16 protein-coding genes are annotated in these 19,918 nt (G+C 58.3%); 1 reads left to right on the top strand and 15 read right to left on the bottom strand.

The features are described 5' to 3' along the window. Window positions 1–78: 78 nt before the first annotated feature. Both C1N59_RS07905 and C1N59_RS07900 read right to left on the bottom strand, forming a co-directional pair. Window positions 79–768, bottom strand: coding sequence for a biuret amidohydrolase (locus C1N59_RS07905; RefSeq protein WP_054633535.1), 690 nt, complete (start codon window positions 766–768; stop codon window positions 79–81). Continuing rightward, window positions 761–2,065 carry a purine-cytosine permease family protein gene (locus C1N59_RS07900; protein ID WP_054633534.1) on the bottom strand — a complete coding sequence of 435 codons (1,305 nt, stop codon included), beginning with the start codon at window positions 2,063–2,065 and terminating at the stop codon, window positions 761–763. The genes C1N59_RS07905 and C1N59_RS07900 overlap by 8 nt, the downstream gene beginning before the upstream one ends. Window positions 2,066–2,527: 462 nt before the next feature. On the opposite strand from C1N59_RS07900, the gene C1N59_RS07895 reads away from it, so the two are divergent. After that, window positions 2,528–4,453 (top strand): phosphatase PAP2 family protein, encoded by a 1,926-nt coding sequence (locus C1N59_RS07895; protein WP_054633533.1) that lies wholly within the window; start codon window positions 2,528–2,530, stop codon window positions 4,451–4,453. Window positions 4,454–4,506: 53 nt separating this feature from the next. Here C1N59_RS07895 and C1N59_RS07890 read toward each other — a convergent pair whose 3' ends face one another. The 13 genes from C1N59_RS07890 to C1N59_RS07830 form a co-directional block, all read right to left on the bottom strand. Beyond that, the gene (locus tag C1N59_RS07890; protein WP_054633532.1) at window positions 4,507–5,019 is read right to left on the bottom strand and encodes an Lrp/AsnC family transcriptional regulator; all 513 of its coding nucleotides are present in this window, start codon (window positions 5,017–5,019) and stop codon (window positions 4,507–4,509) included. 249 nt (window positions 5,020–5,268) lie between these two features. After that, a complete protein-coding gene (gabT, locus tag C1N59_RS07885) occupies window positions 5,269–6,582 on the bottom strand; it encodes a 4-aminobutyrate--2-oxoglutarate transaminase (RefSeq protein ID WP_033740353.1) in 1,314 nt (437 codons plus the stop codon). A gap of 113 nt (window positions 6,583–6,695) precedes the next feature. Next, on the bottom strand, window positions 6,696–7,829 hold the full coding sequence (locus tag C1N59_RS07880) for a M20 aminoacylase family protein (RefSeq protein WP_054633531.1): 1,134 nt from the start codon (window positions 7,827–7,829) through the stop codon (window positions 6,696–6,698). 1 nt (window position 7,830) lies between these two features. Beyond that, on the bottom strand, window positions 7,831–8,757 hold the full coding sequence (locus C1N59_RS07875) for a 2-hydroxyacid dehydrogenase (RefSeq protein ID WP_394550518.1): 927 nt from the start codon (window positions 8,755–8,757) through the stop codon (window positions 7,831–7,833). Continuing rightward, entirely contained in the window at window positions 8,757–9,599 is an 843-nt protein-coding gene (locus C1N59_RS07870) for a GNAT family N-acetyltransferase (protein ID WP_039338046.1), read from the bottom strand. The genes C1N59_RS07875 and C1N59_RS07870 overlap by 1 nt, the downstream gene beginning before the upstream one ends. 10 nt (window positions 9,600–9,609) lie before the next feature. Next, window positions 9,610–10,941: an NAD(P)/FAD-dependent oxidoreductase gene (locus C1N59_RS07865; RefSeq protein ID WP_054633529.1), complete on the bottom strand. Its 1,332-nt coding sequence runs from the start codon at window positions 10,939–10,941 to the stop codon at window positions 9,610–9,612. An 83-nt stretch (window positions 10,942–11,024) separates the two neighbouring features. Further along, window positions 11,025–12,689, bottom strand: coding sequence for an ABC transporter ATP-binding protein (locus tag C1N59_RS07860; protein WP_394550517.1), 1,665 nt, complete (start codon window positions 12,687–12,689; stop codon window positions 11,025–11,027). Then, window positions 12,686–13,534 carry an ABC transporter permease gene (locus tag C1N59_RS07855; protein ID WP_006119653.1) on the bottom strand — a complete coding sequence of 283 codons (849 nt, stop codon included), beginning with the start codon at window positions 13,532–13,534 and terminating at the stop codon, window positions 12,686–12,688. Before C1N59_RS07855 ends, C1N59_RS07860 begins: the two co-directional genes overlap by 4 nt. After that, window positions 13,534–14,487: an ABC transporter permease gene (locus C1N59_RS07850; RefSeq protein WP_394550516.1), complete on the bottom strand. Its 954-nt coding sequence runs from the start codon at window positions 14,485–14,487 to the stop codon at window positions 13,534–13,536. The genes C1N59_RS07855 and C1N59_RS07850 overlap by 1 nt, the downstream gene beginning before the upstream one ends. A 27-nt stretch (window positions 14,488–14,514) precedes the next feature. Further along, window positions 14,515–16,122 (bottom strand): ABC transporter substrate-binding protein, encoded by a 1,608-nt coding sequence (locus tag C1N59_RS07845; RefSeq protein ID WP_283786227.1) that lies wholly within the window; start codon window positions 16,120–16,122, stop codon window positions 14,515–14,517. Window positions 16,123–16,273: 151 nt separating this feature from the next. Next, entirely contained in the window at window positions 16,274–17,551 is a 1,278-nt protein-coding gene (locus C1N59_RS07840) for an NAD(P)/FAD-dependent oxidoreductase (RefSeq protein WP_054633526.1), read from the bottom strand. Window positions 17,552–17,561: 10 nt separating this feature from the next. After that, entirely contained in the window at window positions 17,562–18,230 is a 669-nt protein-coding gene (locus tag C1N59_RS07835) for a haloacid dehalogenase type II (RefSeq protein WP_039338052.1), read from the bottom strand. Between the two features lie 32 nt (window positions 18,231–18,262). After that, window positions 18,263–19,732: an aldehyde dehydrogenase family protein gene (locus tag C1N59_RS07830; RefSeq protein WP_033740361.1), complete on the bottom strand. Its 1,470-nt coding sequence runs from the start codon at window positions 19,730–19,732 to the stop codon at window positions 18,263–18,265. Window positions 19,733–19,918 lie beyond the last annotated feature (186 nt).

Below are 19,918 nucleotides of genomic sequence, written 5' to 3'. Positions count from 1 at the left end.
ACAGAGAGGTGACGACGCGGTGACGTAAAAATGAATTTGTGCCCGCCTGCCATCACAACAGACGAGCACCTTACCGAACTACGGCTGACCCAGGGTATCCAGCAGCGCGGCCGAGGTGGCAACCGCACCAAATATACCGCCTTGCATATGAATCATACTGAGGGCCGCTTCATGATGGCGCTGCTCCGTCGCGCCACAGCAGTCGGCTAACACCAGACATTCATAGCCCCGGTCATTAGCCTCGCGCAACGTGGTATGGACACAGACATCGGTGGTAATGCCGGTAATGATCAGGTTGCGAATCCCGCGACTGCGCAGCACCAGCTCCAGATCGGTCGCATAAAACGAGCCTTTGCCCGGCTTATCGATAATGACCTCACCCGGTAATGGCGCCAGTTCAGGAATAATCTCCCAACCGGGTTCACCGCGTACCAGGATGCGCCCGCAGGGCCCTGAACTGCCAATCTCTGCGTGCATTCGGGCAGAACGCCAGCGTTTGTTGGCCGGCAAGTCACTCAGATCCGCGCGATGCCCTTCCCGGGTGTGAATAATCGGGAACTGCAGTGCCCGCATCCGCGCCAGCAACACTTTAAGGGGTTCGACTGGCGCACGCGTCAGGCTGATGTCATAACCCATAGTGTCAACGTAGCCGCCTTTACCGCAAAAATCAGTCTGCATATCAATCACCAGCAGCGCGGTATCGGCGGGGCTGAAGTGGCCGTCAAACGGCCAGGGATAAGGCGTTGAATTCACGCTGTACTCAGGCATTCTTTTTCTCCATTAACGGTGCCGGGGCACGTAATTTCATCATCAGGGTGTAACTGAGTGCGGCGGTGACCAGACCAATCACCGCTTCGCCAAACTGTGGGAACGCGAGATGAGCGATGACGGCACACAGGCTCCCCAGCGCCCAGGCGGCAAAGGCCACGCCACGAAAACGCTGCGGCGCACGTTTCCCACTGATTTTCGCCATAAAGATCAGATCGACAATCATCACCGCACCGAAAGGCGGCACGACTACGCCCAGCAGGCTTAACCATGCCAGGAAATACGACCACACGCCCGCTAACGCCAGCAGTCCGCCGGTAATGCCCAGAATCAGCGTCCAGCGACGCATCTTACTGTTGAACAGATGACTGAAACCGACTGCACCATTGTAAAGACAGTGAGTACACACCGAGCCCAGATTGATAAAGACAAACAGGAAGGCCGCGACCGTCAGCAGCTGGCCATGGCCCATCAGCATCGGCAGGAAGTTGCCGCCATTGGTTAACGGATCCACAGCGGCACCGACGGAAACCACCACCACGCCAAACAGGTAGGCAATCATATTGGCCAGTGGAAACGCCGAGAAAGCGGCGATCACGCCCGCCAGACCATTCTTCGACCAGCGGGTGAAGTCAGCCGTCATCGTGCCCGAGTCGGCAAACCCGGCGACAACCATCGTCACCGCCGTGCCCATGCTCATGGCCCCTGCTACCGACGGGCTGCCTGTCCAGTGAAACATGCTGGCAAAGTCATGGGTCTGGCCAATGAAATAAAGCGCCACAAAACCCAGTATCACAAACAGGGGCGCGGCAATCATGCCCAGCACTGAGAGCGCGCGCACGCCCAAAAAGGTCACGGCAGTAAACAGCACCATGGAAAACGCCGTCACACCCAGCGCGTTCCAGCCAAACGTTTCATGAATGACCGTGCCCGTCAGTCCGGTCTGGAAGGCATACCAGCCGATCACCACAGTCGACAAAAAGCCCGACACGAGGATATAGCCTTTACTGCCGAACGTGCGCTTAGCCTGCAATGCGAAATTCATCCCGGTATTGCCTGCAAACCAGCTTAATGCGCCGACATAGGCAAACAGCACCAGATTCCCCATCAGGATCGCTAACAGCGCCGGCCAGAAGCCGAGATGCCAGGTAATAATGCCGCCAAACAGCGCGTTAGTCAGAATCATTGGGAAACCAAACCAGACGGCGGAAACTGACCGGGTAGGATGACGGTGCGAGAGCGGCACGGGTTCGTGCTCAAATTCCTGCTCCAGCGTCGGGGTAGCGTGTTTTTTCATTGAGGAATTCCTGGGTTAGGGTGAAATTACGGTTATGTGCCGAAGCACCGGTTGTCCTCACTTACGTTTCTCAGGGAAAACAGCCCTGTTGCCCTCACCGGTCGTGGCCAGGCATTGATGCCTTTTGGGGCAGTGCACTGCCTTCGCCACAACCCTTTCTTATCCCGCTGATGCTGCATGATGCATGCCAGAAAATGCATTCAGCCGGGCGCATACGCTGAATGTCCGTCTGGATACGGCCTTGGATACAAGATCGAATTCTTATGATCCAATTGCGTGCTATCGTTGGCAGGATTGATGCTTTTTCAGGCACTGCCTCAGGGCAGGGTTGCACAAAGAATGGGAAACTTTCATCCTGTTTCTGGAAACACAGCGCAGCGTCAAAACATCACAGAAGTGTCATGCGTGATTAACGCTGCCCTGACACAATAGCGCCCCACTCTTTTGTCGAAGGTTTTCGCTATGCCTGCGGTGATGCGTTTTGGCACGTTTCTGACACGGTTGACGGGCGCGGTGCTGCTGCCTGTTCTAATGAATAATGCACTGGCGGCACCGCCGCCTGCGGATCCGGGCTTCAGTGACAGTGCACCTCCCCCCAACGTGCCGGCTTTTGTGGATACAATCGCCACCAACCAGCGCGGCGATGCCCACTTTGCCACGCTTAATACCAATGCGGGCGTGCGCGTGGTGTCCGGGTTTCTGACCCTGTGGCGTCCGCGTACCCTGCGGGTCGATGCGGGCGTCACAGCCCCGGCGCGTGACGGTTTTCCGGCCATTACACCTTCGGACTGCACGGGGCTACCTGACAAGCCACCCGTTTGTGGCACCGTGCTCAACCGGCATGTGCTGGATGCCAACCTGAAATACGTGGTAAAGGCCACCGCCCATCGTTCGCCTGCGCAGGCCGCAGCAGCCTATTTTGATGACCGCCGTGCCAAGGGCTACAGCGTCACTGATGGCCTGGGACCGTTGACCTCCGTCTGGCGTAGCGCCGCCCAACAGGTCACTTCGATTACCCGCATTCCGGCTGATGCCAGCCGTGTGCTTTACGTGGATAAGGGCAACAATACCGGCGCAGGCACTCAGGAAAGCAATCACGACTTTGGGCTGGTGGTCGATTTTCTGAATGAAATGGGCAACAACGCCTCTACCGAACCGGCGAAACGCTTCTACAAATATGCCCGTCCCTACCGTTGGCGATCAGAGGTGGTTGTCGTGCCCGCACTGGTGCCTGCCGAGAGCCCGACGCCAGCGACCGATGGCGGGTTCATCAGCGGCCATACGGCAGAAGCCATCAGAGATGCCATCGCCATGGCCTGGCTGGTGCCTGAACGCTTTCAGGCGATGATCAGCCGCGGTATGGAACTGGGCGAAAATCGTATTATTGCCGGGATGCACTCACCACTGGATGTCATTGGCGGTCGCATGCTGGCGCTGGCTGTCGCAACCGCCAACCTCACGGCTTACCATGATGAGGCCCTGCGCGCATTTGCACAGGCGCACCAGACCTTGTTACAACGAACCGGCACTACGCCAGAGGCTTTGCGGGTCTTTGCCCACGCAGCACCGTTGCAGGCCGATCGCTTTGCCGATCCCGCCACCAACCGTGCTGAAGCGCGACGTCGCATGACATTCGGCTTTACGCCCATCGCATCACGTCAGCGTCCACCCGTCGTGCCCAAAGGCGCGGAGATCTTACTGGAAACCCGTTTTCCTTATCTGACGGCTTCACAGCGCCGGGTCGTGCTGAAAACCACCGAGATTGCCTCCGGTTATCCTGTCATGGACGATGCGGAGGGCTGGGGCCGTCTGAATCTGGTGGCCGCTGCCGACGGCTATGGCCAGTTTAACGGCAATGTACAGGTGGCGATGGATGCGAGCAAAGGCGGTTTTAACCAGCGTGACAGCTGGCGCAATGCTATTAGCGGCGCAGGCAAGCTCACCTTGCAGGGGTCAGGTACGTTACAGCTTGTGGGGAATAATCATTACAGCGGCGGCACCCAGGTAGATGGCGGCACGCTTGAAGCCGGCTCCGTGCATGCCTTTGGCAAGGGGGATGTGTATGTCGGTAGCCAGGGTGCCGTGCGTATTCGCGCGGCGTCGCCCGTGCAGATCAAACGTCACTTTACGGCCAGACCGAATGCTCGTCTTGAGCTGGACATTGATGGCAAAGGCGGAGGACAGTTGGCGATTCGGGGGCCGCTGGCGGCGGGCGGCACGCTCGTCGTGCGGTTTGTGAAAGGCTATCAGCCGAAACTCGGCGAGGTGATCCCGCTGATCGATGCCGCTGCGCGTTCGGGGCGGTTTGAACAGATCACCGTTGAGGGCTATCGTGCGCGGCCCGTCTTTTCCGCCAGCGGTATTAAGATCCAAATCCTGGCGGCCTGATGCCGGGACAGACACAGCGCGTGCGGCGGTTAAGCCGGCGCGCTGCAACGCGATTACACGCCAAATTCCATGGAGTTATGTTTACTGATCAACGACCGTAGCGGTACGCTGCTTTTCATGACCGGGGATTTGATCACGATGTAGCTGAAGTATTTATCAATGCCGATTTGGGCATCGAGCATCTTCTCAATCACGTCCTGGTAGTGCTCAATACTGCGGGTGATAAAGCGCAGAAGGTAATCGTAACCGCCGGTAATCAGATGACACTCCATCAGCTCATCGACATCACGCATCGCAGCTTCAAACTTCATAAAGTCTTCGCGGCGGTGTCCGTTAAGCGTGACTTCGGTAAAGACGGTGACGGAATCGGTAATTTTGGTGAGATTAACGTGCGCTTCATAGCCCGTGATGAATCCCGCCTGTTCCAGGCGCTTGACGCGTTGCAGGCAAGGGCTCGGGGAAAGCCCGACGGCATCGGCGAGATTAACGTTGCTGATACGGCCATCTTTTTGTAGTTGCACCAGAATATTGATATCGATGCGATCGAGTTTCATTAAGCCGTTCATAGCACCCCTCATTGTTTACCGCTGTACTGGACGTTCGTGACTACCCAGAAATACGCTGTGTACTCGCGCAAAGCGCACTTTTATTACCCCGTAAAATACGCCTTTTAAAATAACAACTGCGCTACTTTTTTGTAACACAAAAAATCCCGGGCTTATCACGCTTTGCAAAAAATGCGCCAGCGTGACACCCGGTTGCGGCCTGGTGGACCGCATCCCGGGTGGCTGCCTTGTCAATGAGGGCCAGTGCTGTTACAAACGACCGGTCGCCCGCGCCAGCGCGATATCGAAAATATGCAGCGCCTCTTCAAGTTGCGAATCGGTGGTCACTAACGGTGCAAGGAAACGAATGGTATTGCGATGCAAGCCACATTTAATCAGCAGCAACCCTTCCTGACAGGCGCAGTCGAGGATCTTTTGCGTCAGTGCACTGTCGGGTTTATGTGTGTCCACATCCAGAATCTCAACGGCCTGCATAAAACCTACGCCGCGCACATCGCCAATACAGGCATACTTGTCTGCCAGCTGACGCAGACGCTGATTCAGTTGCTCACCTAACTGACAAGAACGCGCCAGCAGATTTTCCTGCTCAAAGATATCCAGTACCGCGAGGGCCGCCGCACAGGCCAGCGCGTTACCGCCATAGGTCCCGCCCAGTCCGCCCGGCGCCGGGCTGTCCATGATCTCGGCTTTACCTACCACGCCCGAAATCGGCAACCCGCCCGCCAGACTCTTCGCCGTCGTGACTAAATCCGGTTTGATGCCGAGTTGCTGGAAGGCAAACATGGTGCCGGTACGGCCAAAGCCGCTCTGGATTTCATCACAGATCAACACAATGCCGTGCTGGGTGGTAATGCGGCGCAGGGCCTGCATAAACGCGGGACCGGCCGGTAAGAAGCCGCCATCGCCCTGCACCGGTTCAATGATAATGGCGGCCACGCGCTCCGGCAGAATCTGCACCGCAAACAGTTGCTCCAGCGCCTTCAGACAGTCGGCCTCTGTGACACCGTGCAACGGATTCGGGAACGGCAGACGATACACATCACTCGGGAACGGACCGAAATTCTGTTTGTACGGCGCAGACATGCCGGTCAGCGTGACGCCCAGCAAGGTACGACCGTGGAAGGCACCGTCAAAGGCGATAATGCCGGGACGTTGCGTATAAGCTCGCGCAATTTTTACCGCATTCTCGACGGCTTCTGCGCCGCTGGTGAAGAAAACACTTTTATAATGATCTTCACCGCCGACCAGCTTATTGAGGCGCTGTGCCAGTTCGATATAGCCGGGATAGGCCACAACCTGAAAACAGGCATGCGACACCAGGCCGAGCTGACGGGTCACGGCATTAACGACCGCAGGATGGTTATGACCGACGTTCAGTACGCCGATGCCGCCCACGAAATCCAGATAGCGGTTCCCTTCCACATCCCATACTTCGCTGCCTTTCGCGCGTTCGATCACCAGCGGATGTGCGGTAACGATGCCACGCGGCACATGGTGTTCTCGGACATCCAGCAACAGGCTGTTATCCGAATAAGTTTGCTGTTCTGCCAGGACATTCTGCATTTCTCTACCTCATCCACGTCGTGTTCGGTTGGCTTAAGTATCGCAATCTGTTGAGCGATGACGGTGCCGTAATTCCGCCAGTAGCGGCATTAAGTGTTAAAATCCCACAGGTTTCAGCAAGGAAATGTTGCCCCCAGCCCGTGGCAGGCCAGCGTGATAAATGCCCGTATTCCATGCGGTATCAACGCGTCGTTAAAGTCATAGGCCGCATGGTGCAGCGGCTTGCAGGGCGCGGAGCCGATCCACAGATAGGCGCCGGGTTTGGCCTGCAACATAAAAGCAAAATCTTCTGAGGTGAGCGCGGGCTGAGCCGCGAGGCGTGCCTGCATACCTGCGGCCTGCAGGGCGGCGAGTGCCTGAGTCGCTTCCGCATCACTGTTGATCGTGGCCGGGTAATAGCGCAGATAGTTCACCTCAGCCTGTAAGCCGTGCGCGGCCGCGATGTGTTCTGCCATCTGCCGCAGGCGTGATTCGATGATGTCCTGCGCCGCGGGATTAAAGGTGCGCACCGTACCGGTGATGTTGGCTTCCGCAGGGATCATATTGTGGGAGAAACCGCCCTGCATGCGCGTCACGGTCAGCAGAGCCGGTTCGCAGGGATCGAGTGCCCGTGGCACCAGCGTGTTGAGCTGGACCACCAGCTCGCTCAGCGCCAACAGCGTGTCATGGGTCAGATGAGGCTGGGCAGCATGACCGCCTGCGCCTTTGACGGTGATATCAAAACGGTCGGCTGCCGCCATAATCGGCCCCGGACGGGTTTGAATCTCCCCAAGCGGCAGCTCGGGCCAGTTATGCAGCGCATACACGGCATCGCAGGGAAAGCGTTCAAACAGGCCATCGTCGATCATAGCCTTCGCGCCCGCCAGCCCCTCTTCTGCCGGTTGAAAGATAAAACACACCGTACCGTCAAACGCAACGTCACGCGCCAGTTTCTCCGCTGCGCCCAGCAACATGGTCGTGTGGCCATCATGACCACAGGCATGGCTGCGGTTTTGTTGCAGGCTGCTCCAGGCGACCTCGCCTTTATCCTGCATAGGAAGCGCATCCATATCGGCACGCAACCCAATTATGCGCGAATTTGTGCCTTTCTTCAGTATGCCCACGACGCCGGTTTTACCGATGCCACGATGCACTTCAATGCCCAGATCGTGTAAAAAGCGGGCAACAATGTCGCTGGTACGCTGCTCCTGAAATCCCAGCTCCGGGTTACGGTGCAGATCCCGGCGCAACGCCACTAAATGGTCCATCTTAATATCCTCGTGAACGATCGATAACGCCGTGCAGCGGCTCACCGCGCTGAAAACGTCGCAGGTTGGCCACCAGTGCGCTCACCGCGCTGTCGTTTTGTGTGCGGCTGGCAATGTGGGGCGTGAGCCAGATGGCGGGATGGGTCCAGAACGCATGACCGGCAGGGAGCGGTTCCGGCTCCGTTACGTCAATCACCGCGGCCCGTAACTGACCGCTGTCCAGCGCGGTCAGCAAATCCTGTTCGTTAAGCTGCGGTCCGCGTCCGACCTGCACCAGCGCGGCCCCGGCGGGCAACTGGCTGAACAGTCTGGCATTGAGCAGGCCCTCTGTGCTGGGCGTCAGTGGTAACAGGCACACCAGAATGTCGCTGCGAGCCAGAAACGCGGGCAGCTGCGCGTCACCGTGCCAGCAGGCTGCGCCCGGTATCTGATGGGGCGTCCGGCTCCAGCCGCCGCAGTCAAAGCCTAACGTCTGAAGCTGGGTCAGTGCGGCGCGTCCCAGTTCGCCGAGTCCCATGATCCCTACGCGCCGTTCGCTGGCGGGCACGGCTGAATGCGCCTGCCACTGTTGCGCACGCTGTTGCTGGAAATAGCGCAGCATATCGCGATGCAGTCCCAGCACGGCGAAGGTAATGTATTCCACCATGCCCTGCGTCAGCCCGGGTTCAATCATCCTCACTAACGGCAGGTGCGCAGGAAGCGCGGACAGATCGAACTGTTCCGCCCCGGCACCGACAGAAAACAGAATTTTCAGGTTGGGAAACCGGCGGGTCACATCGTCCGGCGGCACCCAGGCGATCACCGCCTCCACCTGCTCCGGCTCACCCGTTTCGGGCCAGAGATGTAAGTGGATATCCGGCGCATGCGCCGCCAGCCAGCGCTGCCAGTAAAGGCCACGCTGGGGCTCCGATTTGTACACGATATGCATCAGGCCATCGCCTGGGTCATTAAGCCAAACGCCTGCATGCCCTGTGGTGCCCACACCTGGCCACGTACCATGGTGACCGGGGCATCCACATTGGCCAGTCCAAGACTTTCAAGCCAGCTGGCCATCGGCAGCGCGGCGTCGGTGTCCATGCGCAGATATTCCCCTTTCAGGCCCTGCATTAACGCGGCGGTCAGTGCCTGTGCCACCGGTAAACTGTCCGCGATCACCGGACCAATCACCCAGCCGCGGCCAAAACGGCGCAGGCTGGCAAACCCGCGCGCCTGTTGTGCGTCGTCCTGCAAAATAACGGTCTGGTTATCGTTAATAAGATGCGCAATAAGTTCAGGGCGGTACAGCCCATGCGCCGCCTGGTCCATCTGCACCAGCCTGTCCTGGTCGTCGGCGGTTGCGGCAGACAGAGTTAACCCCGCCGGGATGGGCACGGCCGGCACGCTGCTCAGTGATGGCGTTTGGTACTGGAGAATGTTGCCGCAGGCCACAAAACCCAGTTTCTCGTAAAGGCCCTTGCCCATGTCGGTAGCGTGCAGACGTACGTTATAGCCGGGGACTTTTTCCAGCAGCGCCAGCATCAGCTGCTTGCCCAGTCCCCGGCCCTGATGCTGATTGGCCACAATGACCAGGCCAATGGTGGCGGCCTCGTCACCCCAGCGCCACAGAATCGCGCTGCCGATGACCTCGCCCTGCTCTTCAATCACTACGCCTTCGCCAAGCTGGATGCCGATCGCCCAGTCCTCGCGACGGTGCGGCCAGTTAAGTGCCTGGCTCATGGCGTGAACCTGAGGGATATCGTCTGAGGTCATGGTACGAATATGAAATGTCATTTTGCTTTCCTTACATCATGCCAGGTGCATCAAGTGCGCTGCCGTCAGTGAAACGGCTGTAGCGATAAGGGGTCGGATCGACAACCGGCGTGGCGTCAGTTGCCAGCTCGGCGGCAAGGCGGCCCGCACCGGGGCCAATGCCAAAACCGTGGGCGCTGAAGCCCGCCGACAGCACCAGACCGGGCAGTTTTGCCACGGTGGAAATGACCGGAATTGCATCCGGGGTGCTGTCAATCATGCCGCCCCAGGCCTGGGCAACCTTCAGGTTGGCCAGGGCAGGAAACTCCCGGCGCATCGCTGCCAGGCCGTTTTCCACCACCGAGCGATCGGCGGCCGGATCGAGAATACGCATGCGCTCAAACGGCGAAACGCTATCCAGATCCCAGCGGCCCATGGCTTCAGGCCCATGGAAAAACGGTTTAATCCCCAAGTTCAGGGTAAGGTTTTTACGACGACTTTTGAATGTGGGATAAAACTGCTTCAGATAACGTAGACCCTGCGCGCCGGGCTCCAGTCTGCCGCGGCCGGAGACGGAAACCGTATAGCTGCCGTCGAGTTGTGGGCGACAGGCGAAACGTTCGGTATAAAACGGCACGGTAATGGCCTGCCGAATGGGCTGGGTGCGAAACGCGGTGCCAATCACGTTGCCAAGCGGCAGATCGAGACCGTGACGACGGCAAAACATCGAGGTCCATGCCCCGGCAGCACAGATCACACGGCTGGTCTTGATCAGGCCGCGTTCCGTAACGACGCCGCTGACACGGCCCGCCGTGATATCCAGCCCGCGCACGGCACACTGCTGAAAAACCTGCGCCCCGTTTTTCTGCGCCCCTATGACAATGCCGGGGGCGGCGAGTCGCGGCTCAGCAGCACCGTCCGTAGGCGCAGATACGCCGCCCAGCCAGTCAGTGGTACTGCCCGGCGTCATCGCTTTAGCCTGCCGGGCATTCAGAATATCGCTGCGCACGCCGTACTGCTTCGCCATCTGCCCCCACTTATCCCAGGCGGCAATATCCGCTTCATTGCGGGTGGCATACACCAGGCCGCTGCGGCGAAACCCCAGCTCTTCCCCGGTTTCCTGGCTCAGTTGTTCCCAGCCGCGCAGGGCTTCAATCACCAGTGGCAGTTCACGCTCGTCGCGATTCTGCTGGCGGCACCAGCCCCAGTTGCGGCTGGACTGTTCGGCCCCGACCAGGCCTTTTTCTATCAGCACCACTTTCAGGCCCTGCTTTGCCAGATACCAGGTTGCGGCTGCACCGGCGATACCGGCACCTATCACCACCACATCAGCAGCATCCGGGAAATCCGGGCTGTCCTGTACATATCGAATCGGTGCGGGCATGTCGTCACAACCTCGTCGTGTGTTGGGGCAACATGGCAATGGCGTGCTGCCCTGCCCCGGAATGGGGGGCGCTTGTTTACCGGTTATTCGGCTTTCAGGATCTCTTCGTGCTCGTCGAGCCAGCCCTGACGGAGTTCAGGCACGGCACGTTTCAGGCGTTCAAAATAGAGCTCGCGGGTCGGCTGCTCGTAATTTTCCCGCGCCAGTTGGGTGACGATAGCGCCATTGCGCATGACGACGATCTCATCGCACACCGCTCTGACGGCGTGCATATCGTGGCTGATAAAGATGACAGACAGCCCCAGTTCACGGCGCAGCTCACTGATCAGATCCAGTACCGCCGAGGCCACCACGGTATCGAGCGCCGAGGTTACCTCATCGCACAGAATGACATCCGGCTCTGCCGCCAGCGCGCGCGCCAGGTTCACGCGCTGCTTTTGTCCACCGGACAGCGACCAGGGACGGCGCGAGAGCACGGTACGTGGCAGCCTGACCAAATCCATCAGTTGATACAGCCGGTTCTGCCGGGCGATGCCGCTCAGCCCATGAAACAGCGTCAGCGGGCGTGACAGAATTTGTTCCACACTGTGTGCAGGATTGAGCGCCGTATCCGCCATCTGGAAAACATACTGAATACGACGCAGTTCGTTATCCGTGCGCTTTTGCATCTGACCGGCCACCATGTGACCGTTAAACAGGATTTGCCCCTGACAGGCCGGGTTCAGGCCGGCGATAGCATGAGCCAGCGTGGTTTTGCCCGAGCCGGACTCACCGATAATGCCGATGGCCTGGCCTTTCCAGAGCGTAAGATTGATGTTTTCCAGAATGCGCACTTTGGGCAAACCATCACTGCCTTTGGGTCCGTAACCCGCAGACAGGTCGCGTACTTCCAGCAGCGGCAGCTCATTCGCCTTTGCCGGGCACCAGTTGCTGGGGCGTTCTTTCTGTTGCGCCGCCGCCATCAGCAGGCGCGTATAGTCCGACTGCGGTGCGCCTATCAGATGGGCCGTGGTGCCGTATTCGGCAATTTTTCCCTGCAGCAAAACCAGAATACGGTCGGCCATTTGTGCAACGACGGCCAGATCGTGGCTGACATAAATCGCCGTCACGCCACGCTGTTTGACCACGCGGCGGAAGGCTTTGAGCACTTCGACCTGCGTGGTCACATCCAGCGCGGTAGTAGGCTCATCAAGAATCACCACCTCCGGATCGCTAATCAGCGCCATGGCCGTCATTAAGCGCTGTAGCTGTCCGCCTGAAACCTGATGCGGAAAGCGATCGCCAATGGTGTCCGGATTCGGCAGCGCCAGCTCCCGAAACAGGCCCAGCGCTTTGGCTTTTGCCGCCTTGCGCATCATCGTGCCGTGAATCACCACTGGCTCGATCACCTGGTCGATAATTTTCATGCCGGGGTTAAACGAGGCCGCCGCACTTTGCGCAATGTAGGCGACCTTATTTCCGCGGAAAAAGCGAAGTTCGGCAGGCGTCAGTGCCATGACGTTGGTGCCCGCGACGTGGATATTTCCCTCGGCGATCTTACAACCGTGGCGGGCATAGCCCATCAGCGCCATTGCGATGGTGGTTTTCCCCGAGCCGGATTCACCAATCAGCGCCAGGACTTCCCCCTTCTGCACGGTGAAGCGAATATCAGAGACGATATCCAGCTTATCGCCATTGTCGTTGTGCGCCGTTACGCGCAGCTTATCCACCGAAATCACAGGCATCGCCGTATGTGGTGTCACGTTCATGCCCCCTCCTTTGCCAGCGTCAGCGGACGCATGCTTTGCAGACTGTCAATAAACAGGTTTACGGCGATAGTAAGACTGGCAATCGCCAGGGCGGGCATCAACACCGCCGGCGAACCGTCAAACAGCCCCTGAATATTTTCGCGGACTAAGGTGCCCCAGTCGGCATACGGCGGCTGGACGCCCAATCCCAGGAAGCTCAGGCCGCTCAGCAGCAGGACGATGTACACAAAGCGCAGACCAAAATCGGCCAGCACCGGATGAACCATGTTCGGCAGAATATCGTGGATGGCGATGTACCAGCGGCTTTCGCCCCGCAGCCGGGAGGCGCGGACGTAATCCATATTGCGCAAACTACTGGCCAGCGCAAACGCAATGCGGAAGGCGCCCGGCCAGTAGGTGAACACCGCCGTGATCAGCAGCATCGGCAGTGAAGAACCAAATACCGCCACAATCATCAGCGCCAGAATTTTACCCGGCAGCACCAGCATCGCGTCGTTAATGCGACCCAAGAGCTCCTCCAGCCAGCGTCCGGTGACCGCCGCGATTAAGGCCAGCATCGTCCCAATCAGGCTGGCCAGAATGGCCGCGCCGAGTGCCAGGCCCAGCGAGAATTTCGCGCCGTACATAATGCGCGTGAGCATATCCCGCCCCAGATAATCGGTGCCCAACAGGTTTTCGGGGGTGAATCCGCCCATCAGCGGCCCGGAACCAATATCGTCGAGGCTGTGCGGTGCCCACCAGGTGCCAAACAGCGCGATGACCAGCCAGAACAGGGTCACGATCAGGCCCAGGCGACCTGATAACGACAGTGACTGAAAAATGCGCCAGGGAAGCAGAAGTTTCATCAGCTCCTCCATTTCGGGTTAAAGGCGATAGTGACGATATCCGCAGCCAGCAGCAGCAACAGATAACAGCCGGCAAACAGCATGACGCAGAGCTGCACGACGGGCAGATCGCGGTTACTGACCGCATCCACCATCTGGCTGGCCAGACCGGGATAGCTGAAGATGGTTTCAATGATGATGACGCCACCAAACAGATAAGAAAGGCTGAGGGAAATCGCGTTCGCAATCGGGCCAACGGCGTTAGGTAAGGCATGACGCAACACGGCGCGCATCGGGGAAACGCCTTTCAGCAAGGCCATTTCCAGATACGGGCTGTCGAGCTGGTTAATGATGGCCGCACGCGTCATGCGCGCCATCTGGGCGACCAGGCCGCAACATAGCGTGATGACCGGCAATGCGTAGGCTTTGATATAGCTGGCGAAATCCATGTTGGGACTGCCCAGTGACATAGCCGAGACCCAGTGCAGCTTCACGGCGAAGATCAGCACCGCTACGGTCGCCACCAGAAATTCCGGTACGGCTACCGTGGCCATAGTGCCAATCACCAGCGCGCGATCCAGCTTCGAGCCGTGGTTCATCGCGGCGGCAATACCGATAATCAGCGCAAGCGGCACGCAGATGGCGGTGGTGGTCGCCGCCAGTTCAAACGTGGCCGGAAGCCGCTGTGCCACCAGCTGTGCCACCGGCAGATGACTGGCAAATGAGGTGCCAAAATTCCCTGTCAGCATGCCGCCGAGCCAGGTGAAATAGCGCACCAGCAGCGGCTGATCTAAGCCCAGTTGCTGACGCAGGGCCGCCACGGTTTCGGGTGTGGCGTTTTGCCCCAGGATCATTTGCGCCGCATCGCCCGGCAGCAGGCTGGTGATAAAGAACACCACCGCTGAGACGATAAGCAAGGTCAGGATGCCGGCGCCAATGCGCCGGGCAATCAGGAACATCATGTATCGGTTCATCGGCGAACTCCTCTTACAGACGCGTGATCAGGCAGACAGCCAGGCAAACTCGTGGAAGCGATAGCCCATCAACATGCCTGACGGCCAGGCTTCCAGCCCTTTCAGCTTTTTGCTGTAACCATCCATCGAGCTGATAAAGGCAGGAATCAGCGTGCCGCAGTGGTCATAGATCAGCGTTTGCATATCGCCGTACATCTGCTTGCGTTTGGCTTTATCACGTTCGCCACGCGCCGCAATCACCAGCTGATCGAACTGTTCATTTTTCCAGCCGCATTCGTTGTTCGGTGCGCTGGAGAGATAAAACTGTGAGAACAGCATATCCAGTGTTGGCCGCGGGTTGATGGAGCCGTAACCAATGGGATCTTTCATCCAGTGGGTCCCCCAGTAGCCTTCATACGGCACACGACGCACGTTGACGTTCAGTCCGACGTTGCGACCTACCTGCTGAATCAGCTGCGCGCCTTCGGTTGCGCCTTCCAGCGGCGGCGTCGTAACAATCTCAATGGTTTGCCCGCTCATGCCGGCTTTATTGATATAAAACTTCGCTTTTTCCGGATCCAACGGACGGGGTTTGAGATCGGCGTTGTACAGCGGGTGCCACGGCGGCACCGGCGTATCGTTGCTGACGTCGCCAAAGCCCTGCAACACGGTTTTCACCACGATCTCTCGGGGTTGCAGATATTTCATCGCCAGCACGAAATCGGGATTGCTGCCGGGTTTGATATCGGTGCGGATAATCAGGTTGGTGTACATGCCGCCCTTGGTTTCAAGCACCCCATGATCCGGTGTACGGCTGATGCGCATACTGTCCGAGGCTTTCAGCCCTGAAGCCACCTGAATATCGCCTGATAACAGAGCATTGACGCGGGCCGCCTGATCGGTCACGCCGAGCAGTTCCACCTGGTCCAGATGCGGCAGCCCCGGTTTAAAATAGTTGGGATTTTTCGTGCCAAGCGTACTGACGCCAGGCGTAAAGCTTTTGCAGACAAACGGCCCTGTGCCGATACCTTTGCTGAAATCTTTGGTGCCGTCCTGCACGATCAGGAAGGGCGACGTTGCGAGCATGTAAGGAACGTCAAAGTTAGGTGCCACCAGAATAAGCTGCACTTCATTGTCGTTGACGGCGTTGATGGTTTTGAACTGCTCAGCCAGCTTGAAAGCGCTGGACGCGACGGCTGGATCTTTATGGCGGCTCAGTGAATAAACCACGTCTTTGGACGTAAACGGCTTACCATCATGGAAGGTCACGCCTTTACGCAGCTTAATGCTCCAGGTGACGCCATCGTCAGAGTCGATGGATTCCGCCAGCGCAGGTTTCACCGTCAGGGTTTTATCCACCTCTGTCAGCCCGCTGTAGAACATAAACTGGCGCGTAAAGTCGGCGCTGTTATTGCCTTTCGCCGGGTCCAGCGTGTCAGTCGCCGACGCATTGGACATGCCCACACGGATTTTGCCGCCCTGAGTCGGTTTCTCCTCTGCCAGCGCCATGCCAGGGAAGCCTATCAACCCTGTGCTCATCGCGGCCCCGGCTGAAAGCAATTTCATCAGACTGCGGCGGGACAGCGTACCTTCAGTGATCATCCGCGTCAGAGCAGAATTGGTTACGTCAGATTCTTTATTATCGATTTTACTCATCTGTACACCCTCATTACGTTTTCAAGCGAACGGTGAAATTCCCTGCGTTAATCAGACGGCACATGCTGTGTGGCGCGCACCGCGAAGGCGATGATCCGGTCATGATGTTTCGACCCGACAATGCCCCGGCGGCCTGAAAAACAATGTGAAGTTATGAAAGGCGATCCTTTGCTTTGTAGTAGAGCCCGGCGAGAGGCAGGAACCACGGTTTTCCGTGATAACCCGGCAGTGCAGGCCATGTCTCGCGCTGCCAGGGGTTATCGCGGGATTTCTCACTTAACAGATCGGCCATGACCCGGCCCATCCATACCGACATCTGCGTGCCATGCCCGCTGTAACCCAGCGAGTAAAACACACCGTCCTGTTCGCCTGCGTGCGGCAGGCGATCGGCGCTCATATCCACCATGCCGCCCCAGCAGTAGTCGATCTGCGTATGGCGCAGTCTGGGGAACATACTGGCCATGGCGGCGTGCAGGATGTCCCCGCTGCGGGAGTCCGACGTCGGGTTACTGATGGCGAAGCGTGCCCGGCCACCGAACACCAGACGGCTGTCCGCGGTGGTCCGGAAGTAGTTGCCGATGTTCATGGAGGTCACATAGTTACGTTTATGCGGCAGCAAGCCGGTAAGCAGCGCCGTATCCAGCGGCTCGGTCACCACGATAAAGCTGCCCACCGGCACAATACGGCGCTGGAACCACGGGAACGGACCGTCACTGGAACAGCCCGTCGCCATCAGCACTTTATCGGCCAGAATGTCACCTTTGCTGGTCACCACCCGATGGCGGTAGCCGTCAAGCCGTTCCAGCTTCGTAACGTGATGGTGCGTATAAATTTTTGCCCCACTGCGGGCCGCGGCTTCGGCCAGGCCGATGCCAAATTTGCCCATGTGCATCTGGCCGCCGTGATGCTGTAGCAGGCCGCCATGGAAGTTGCCGCCGTCGATCTCCTGCGCAACCTCTGACTGACTGAGCAGTTCCACATCCGGATCCACCGTACGGCGCATCAGTTCCCAGGCCTCACGCAGGCCGGAGAAGTGCGACGCCTTACTGGCCAGTTTGAGCTTGCCGCACAGACGAAAGTCACAGTCAATCTGCTCGTCTTTAATCAACTGCCCGACATAGGTCACGGCATCATCGAATGCCTTATAGAACCGACTGGCCTGCTCAAGCCCCTGGCTGGCCACCAGTGAAGCAAAGTTTTGTGCCACGCCGGTGTTGCAGTGACCGCCATTACGGGCGGAGGCCTGACTCATCACCTCCCCGCTGTCCAGCACCACCACATTGATCCCACTGCGCGCCAGCGATAAGGCCGCCGAAACACCGGTAAAGCCCGCCCCGATCACCACCACATCCGCATGGGCGGGTAACGGACCGCTGGCGGCCGCGCGAAACGCCGGTGCGGTCGCCTGCCAGTACGATTCCAGTTTCATGACGCTGTCCTCACAGACCCACGACGCCGGGCAGGCCGCCAATGTCTTTGATTTCGGTGTATTGGTAATAGGGGTTAGCCGGTTCGTGGCCACGGTTGACCCAGACCTTGTGTTTAATGCCAAGATCGTGCGCCGTCATCAGGTCATAGCGGAAACTGGAGGAGACATGCAGAATTTCGTCCGGACGGCAGTCCAGTTTCTCCAGCATGTATTCAAAGCCTTTCATCTGCGGTTTATACGCGCCCGCTTCTTCTGCGGTAATCGTCATGTGGATGGGCGCACCCAGACGAGGAATATGGTGTGGAATCAGATCCTTCATTGAATTGGTCAGCAGCACCAACGGGAAGGCTTCCGCCACTTTAGCTAACCCGGCAGGCACATCCGGATGCGGTCCCCAGGTGGCGCAGTCGGTGTAAATGTAATCGCTGTCAGCCTGCGTCCATGTCACGCCCCACTTTTTACAGGTGCGCTGAATCGCATTGCTGACCACATCGTAATAGGGTTTCCACGCGCCCAGCACTTCGTCCAGGCGATAGCTGGAAAAGTCGGTCACAAAGGCCGCCATGTCTTTCGCGTCGACGCGATCGTGAAAACAGCGTTTTGCCGCACCGGCCATATCAAAAAAGATCAGCGTGCCATAGCAATCAAACGTGATGAATTTGGGTTTAAACAGTGCCATTACATTAACCTCGTTATTGTCTGGTTAGGTGCTTAAAAATCGATAAGGACGCTTTTCTGGCGCTGGCAGGCCTGGAACGCCTGACGACCCAAATCTTTGCCGATACCGGACCCCATGAACCCCCCGGTAGGAATGATGAAATCGCCGGACCGCCCGTAGCGGTTGACCCATACCGTACCGGAAGCGATTCCCCGTATCGCACGCATCGCACGTGGCAGGCTCAGCGTATGCACCCCGGCGCACAGGCCATAGGTCTCATGTGCCGCCAGCGCCAGCCCTTCGTCTTCGCTGTCGAACGTCTGAATTGTCAGCACAGGCCCGAAGATTTCCTGCTGCACTGCCGGATTATCCTGTTTCACCTGCGTCAGCAGCGTGGGTTGCCAGAACCAGCCCTCATCGGTATCCGCGAAGCGGTCACCGCCCACCAGCACGTCTGCGCCCTGGGCTTTCGCCGCCTCAATCACGGACTGCACTTTGTTGCCCTGACGCGCATCAATCAGCGGGGCATAGCGGCTGGTTTCCTGCCAGGTCACGCCAGGCCGGACCTCACGACACAGCGCCGCCAGCCGTTCCGTCAGCGCATCGGCAATACCGCGCTGCACAATCAGGCGCGTCCCGGCAACGCAGGCCTGGCCGCCATTGGCGGTAAAGCCACGCAGAATGCGTTGTGCCAGCACCTCAATCTCGCCCGCATCATCAAACACCAGTTGGGGGCTTTTGCCGCCTAACTCCAGCGTGACGGGCTTCATGCCAAACTGGGCCGCATCACTCATAATGCGCGCGCCTGTCACAGTGGAGCCGGTAAAGGAGACTTTGCGCACCAGGGGATGCCTGACCAGGGCGCTGCCGGTCACCGCACCGCTGCCCTGCACAATATTCAGAATGCCCGCCGGTAACCCGGCCTGTACCGCCAGCTCGGCCATACGCACGGTGGACAGCGGCGTCAGCTCTGAGGGTTTTAGCACTACCGCGTTGCCTGCGGCCAGCGCAGGTCCGCATTTCCATGAAGCCATGGACAGCGGGAAGTTCCACGGCGTGATCGCCCCGATAACGCCATAGGGCTCCGCAATCAACATGCCCAGGCTACTGTCACGTGTCGGAAACAGATCGCCGCTGTATTTGTCGGCGCACTCGGCATAGAAGCGAATGGCTTCGGCAGTAAAGGGAATTTCATGTTGCACAACATCGGTAATCGGACGGGTTGAGCCAAGGGCTTCAAGCTGCGCCAGCAGGGGATCCTGTTCGATTAAGTCTGCCCAGCGGCGCAATACCCGACCACGTTCACGCGGTGCACATCCTGACCAGCCGCTGGTTTTCAATGCCTGATGTGCCGTCATGACGGCATGGTCAACATCCTCTGCCTGGGCTTCGCGCAGCGTGGCAAACACCTTGCCATCAGACGGGCGTTTAACGGCAAAAGCGTCGCCCTGGGTCTGTACATGTTTTCCGCCAATATAGTGGCCAGGCGGGAGTTGCACGCTTTCTGGGTCGAAACTCAACATGAAAGAATCCTTATTTGTTACACCCATCACATGCTGGATGAATTAATTTCTGGCAATGCTTTTCGGCACGCTTTATTAGGTAATGCAGAAAGTATGCCAGCCGTTAAAAAAATAAAAATGCGTTTAAAACCGCCCAAAAAAATTTTTGTGCCGTATTCGTGAAGGATTTATTGCGGAATTGCCGAA

It is taken from the genome of Pantoea sp. SGAir0183 (assembly GCF_043545505.1).
The sequence above is the reverse complement of the archived record's forward strand: the minus strand, read 5'-3'. Positions and strand labels throughout refer to the sequence as shown.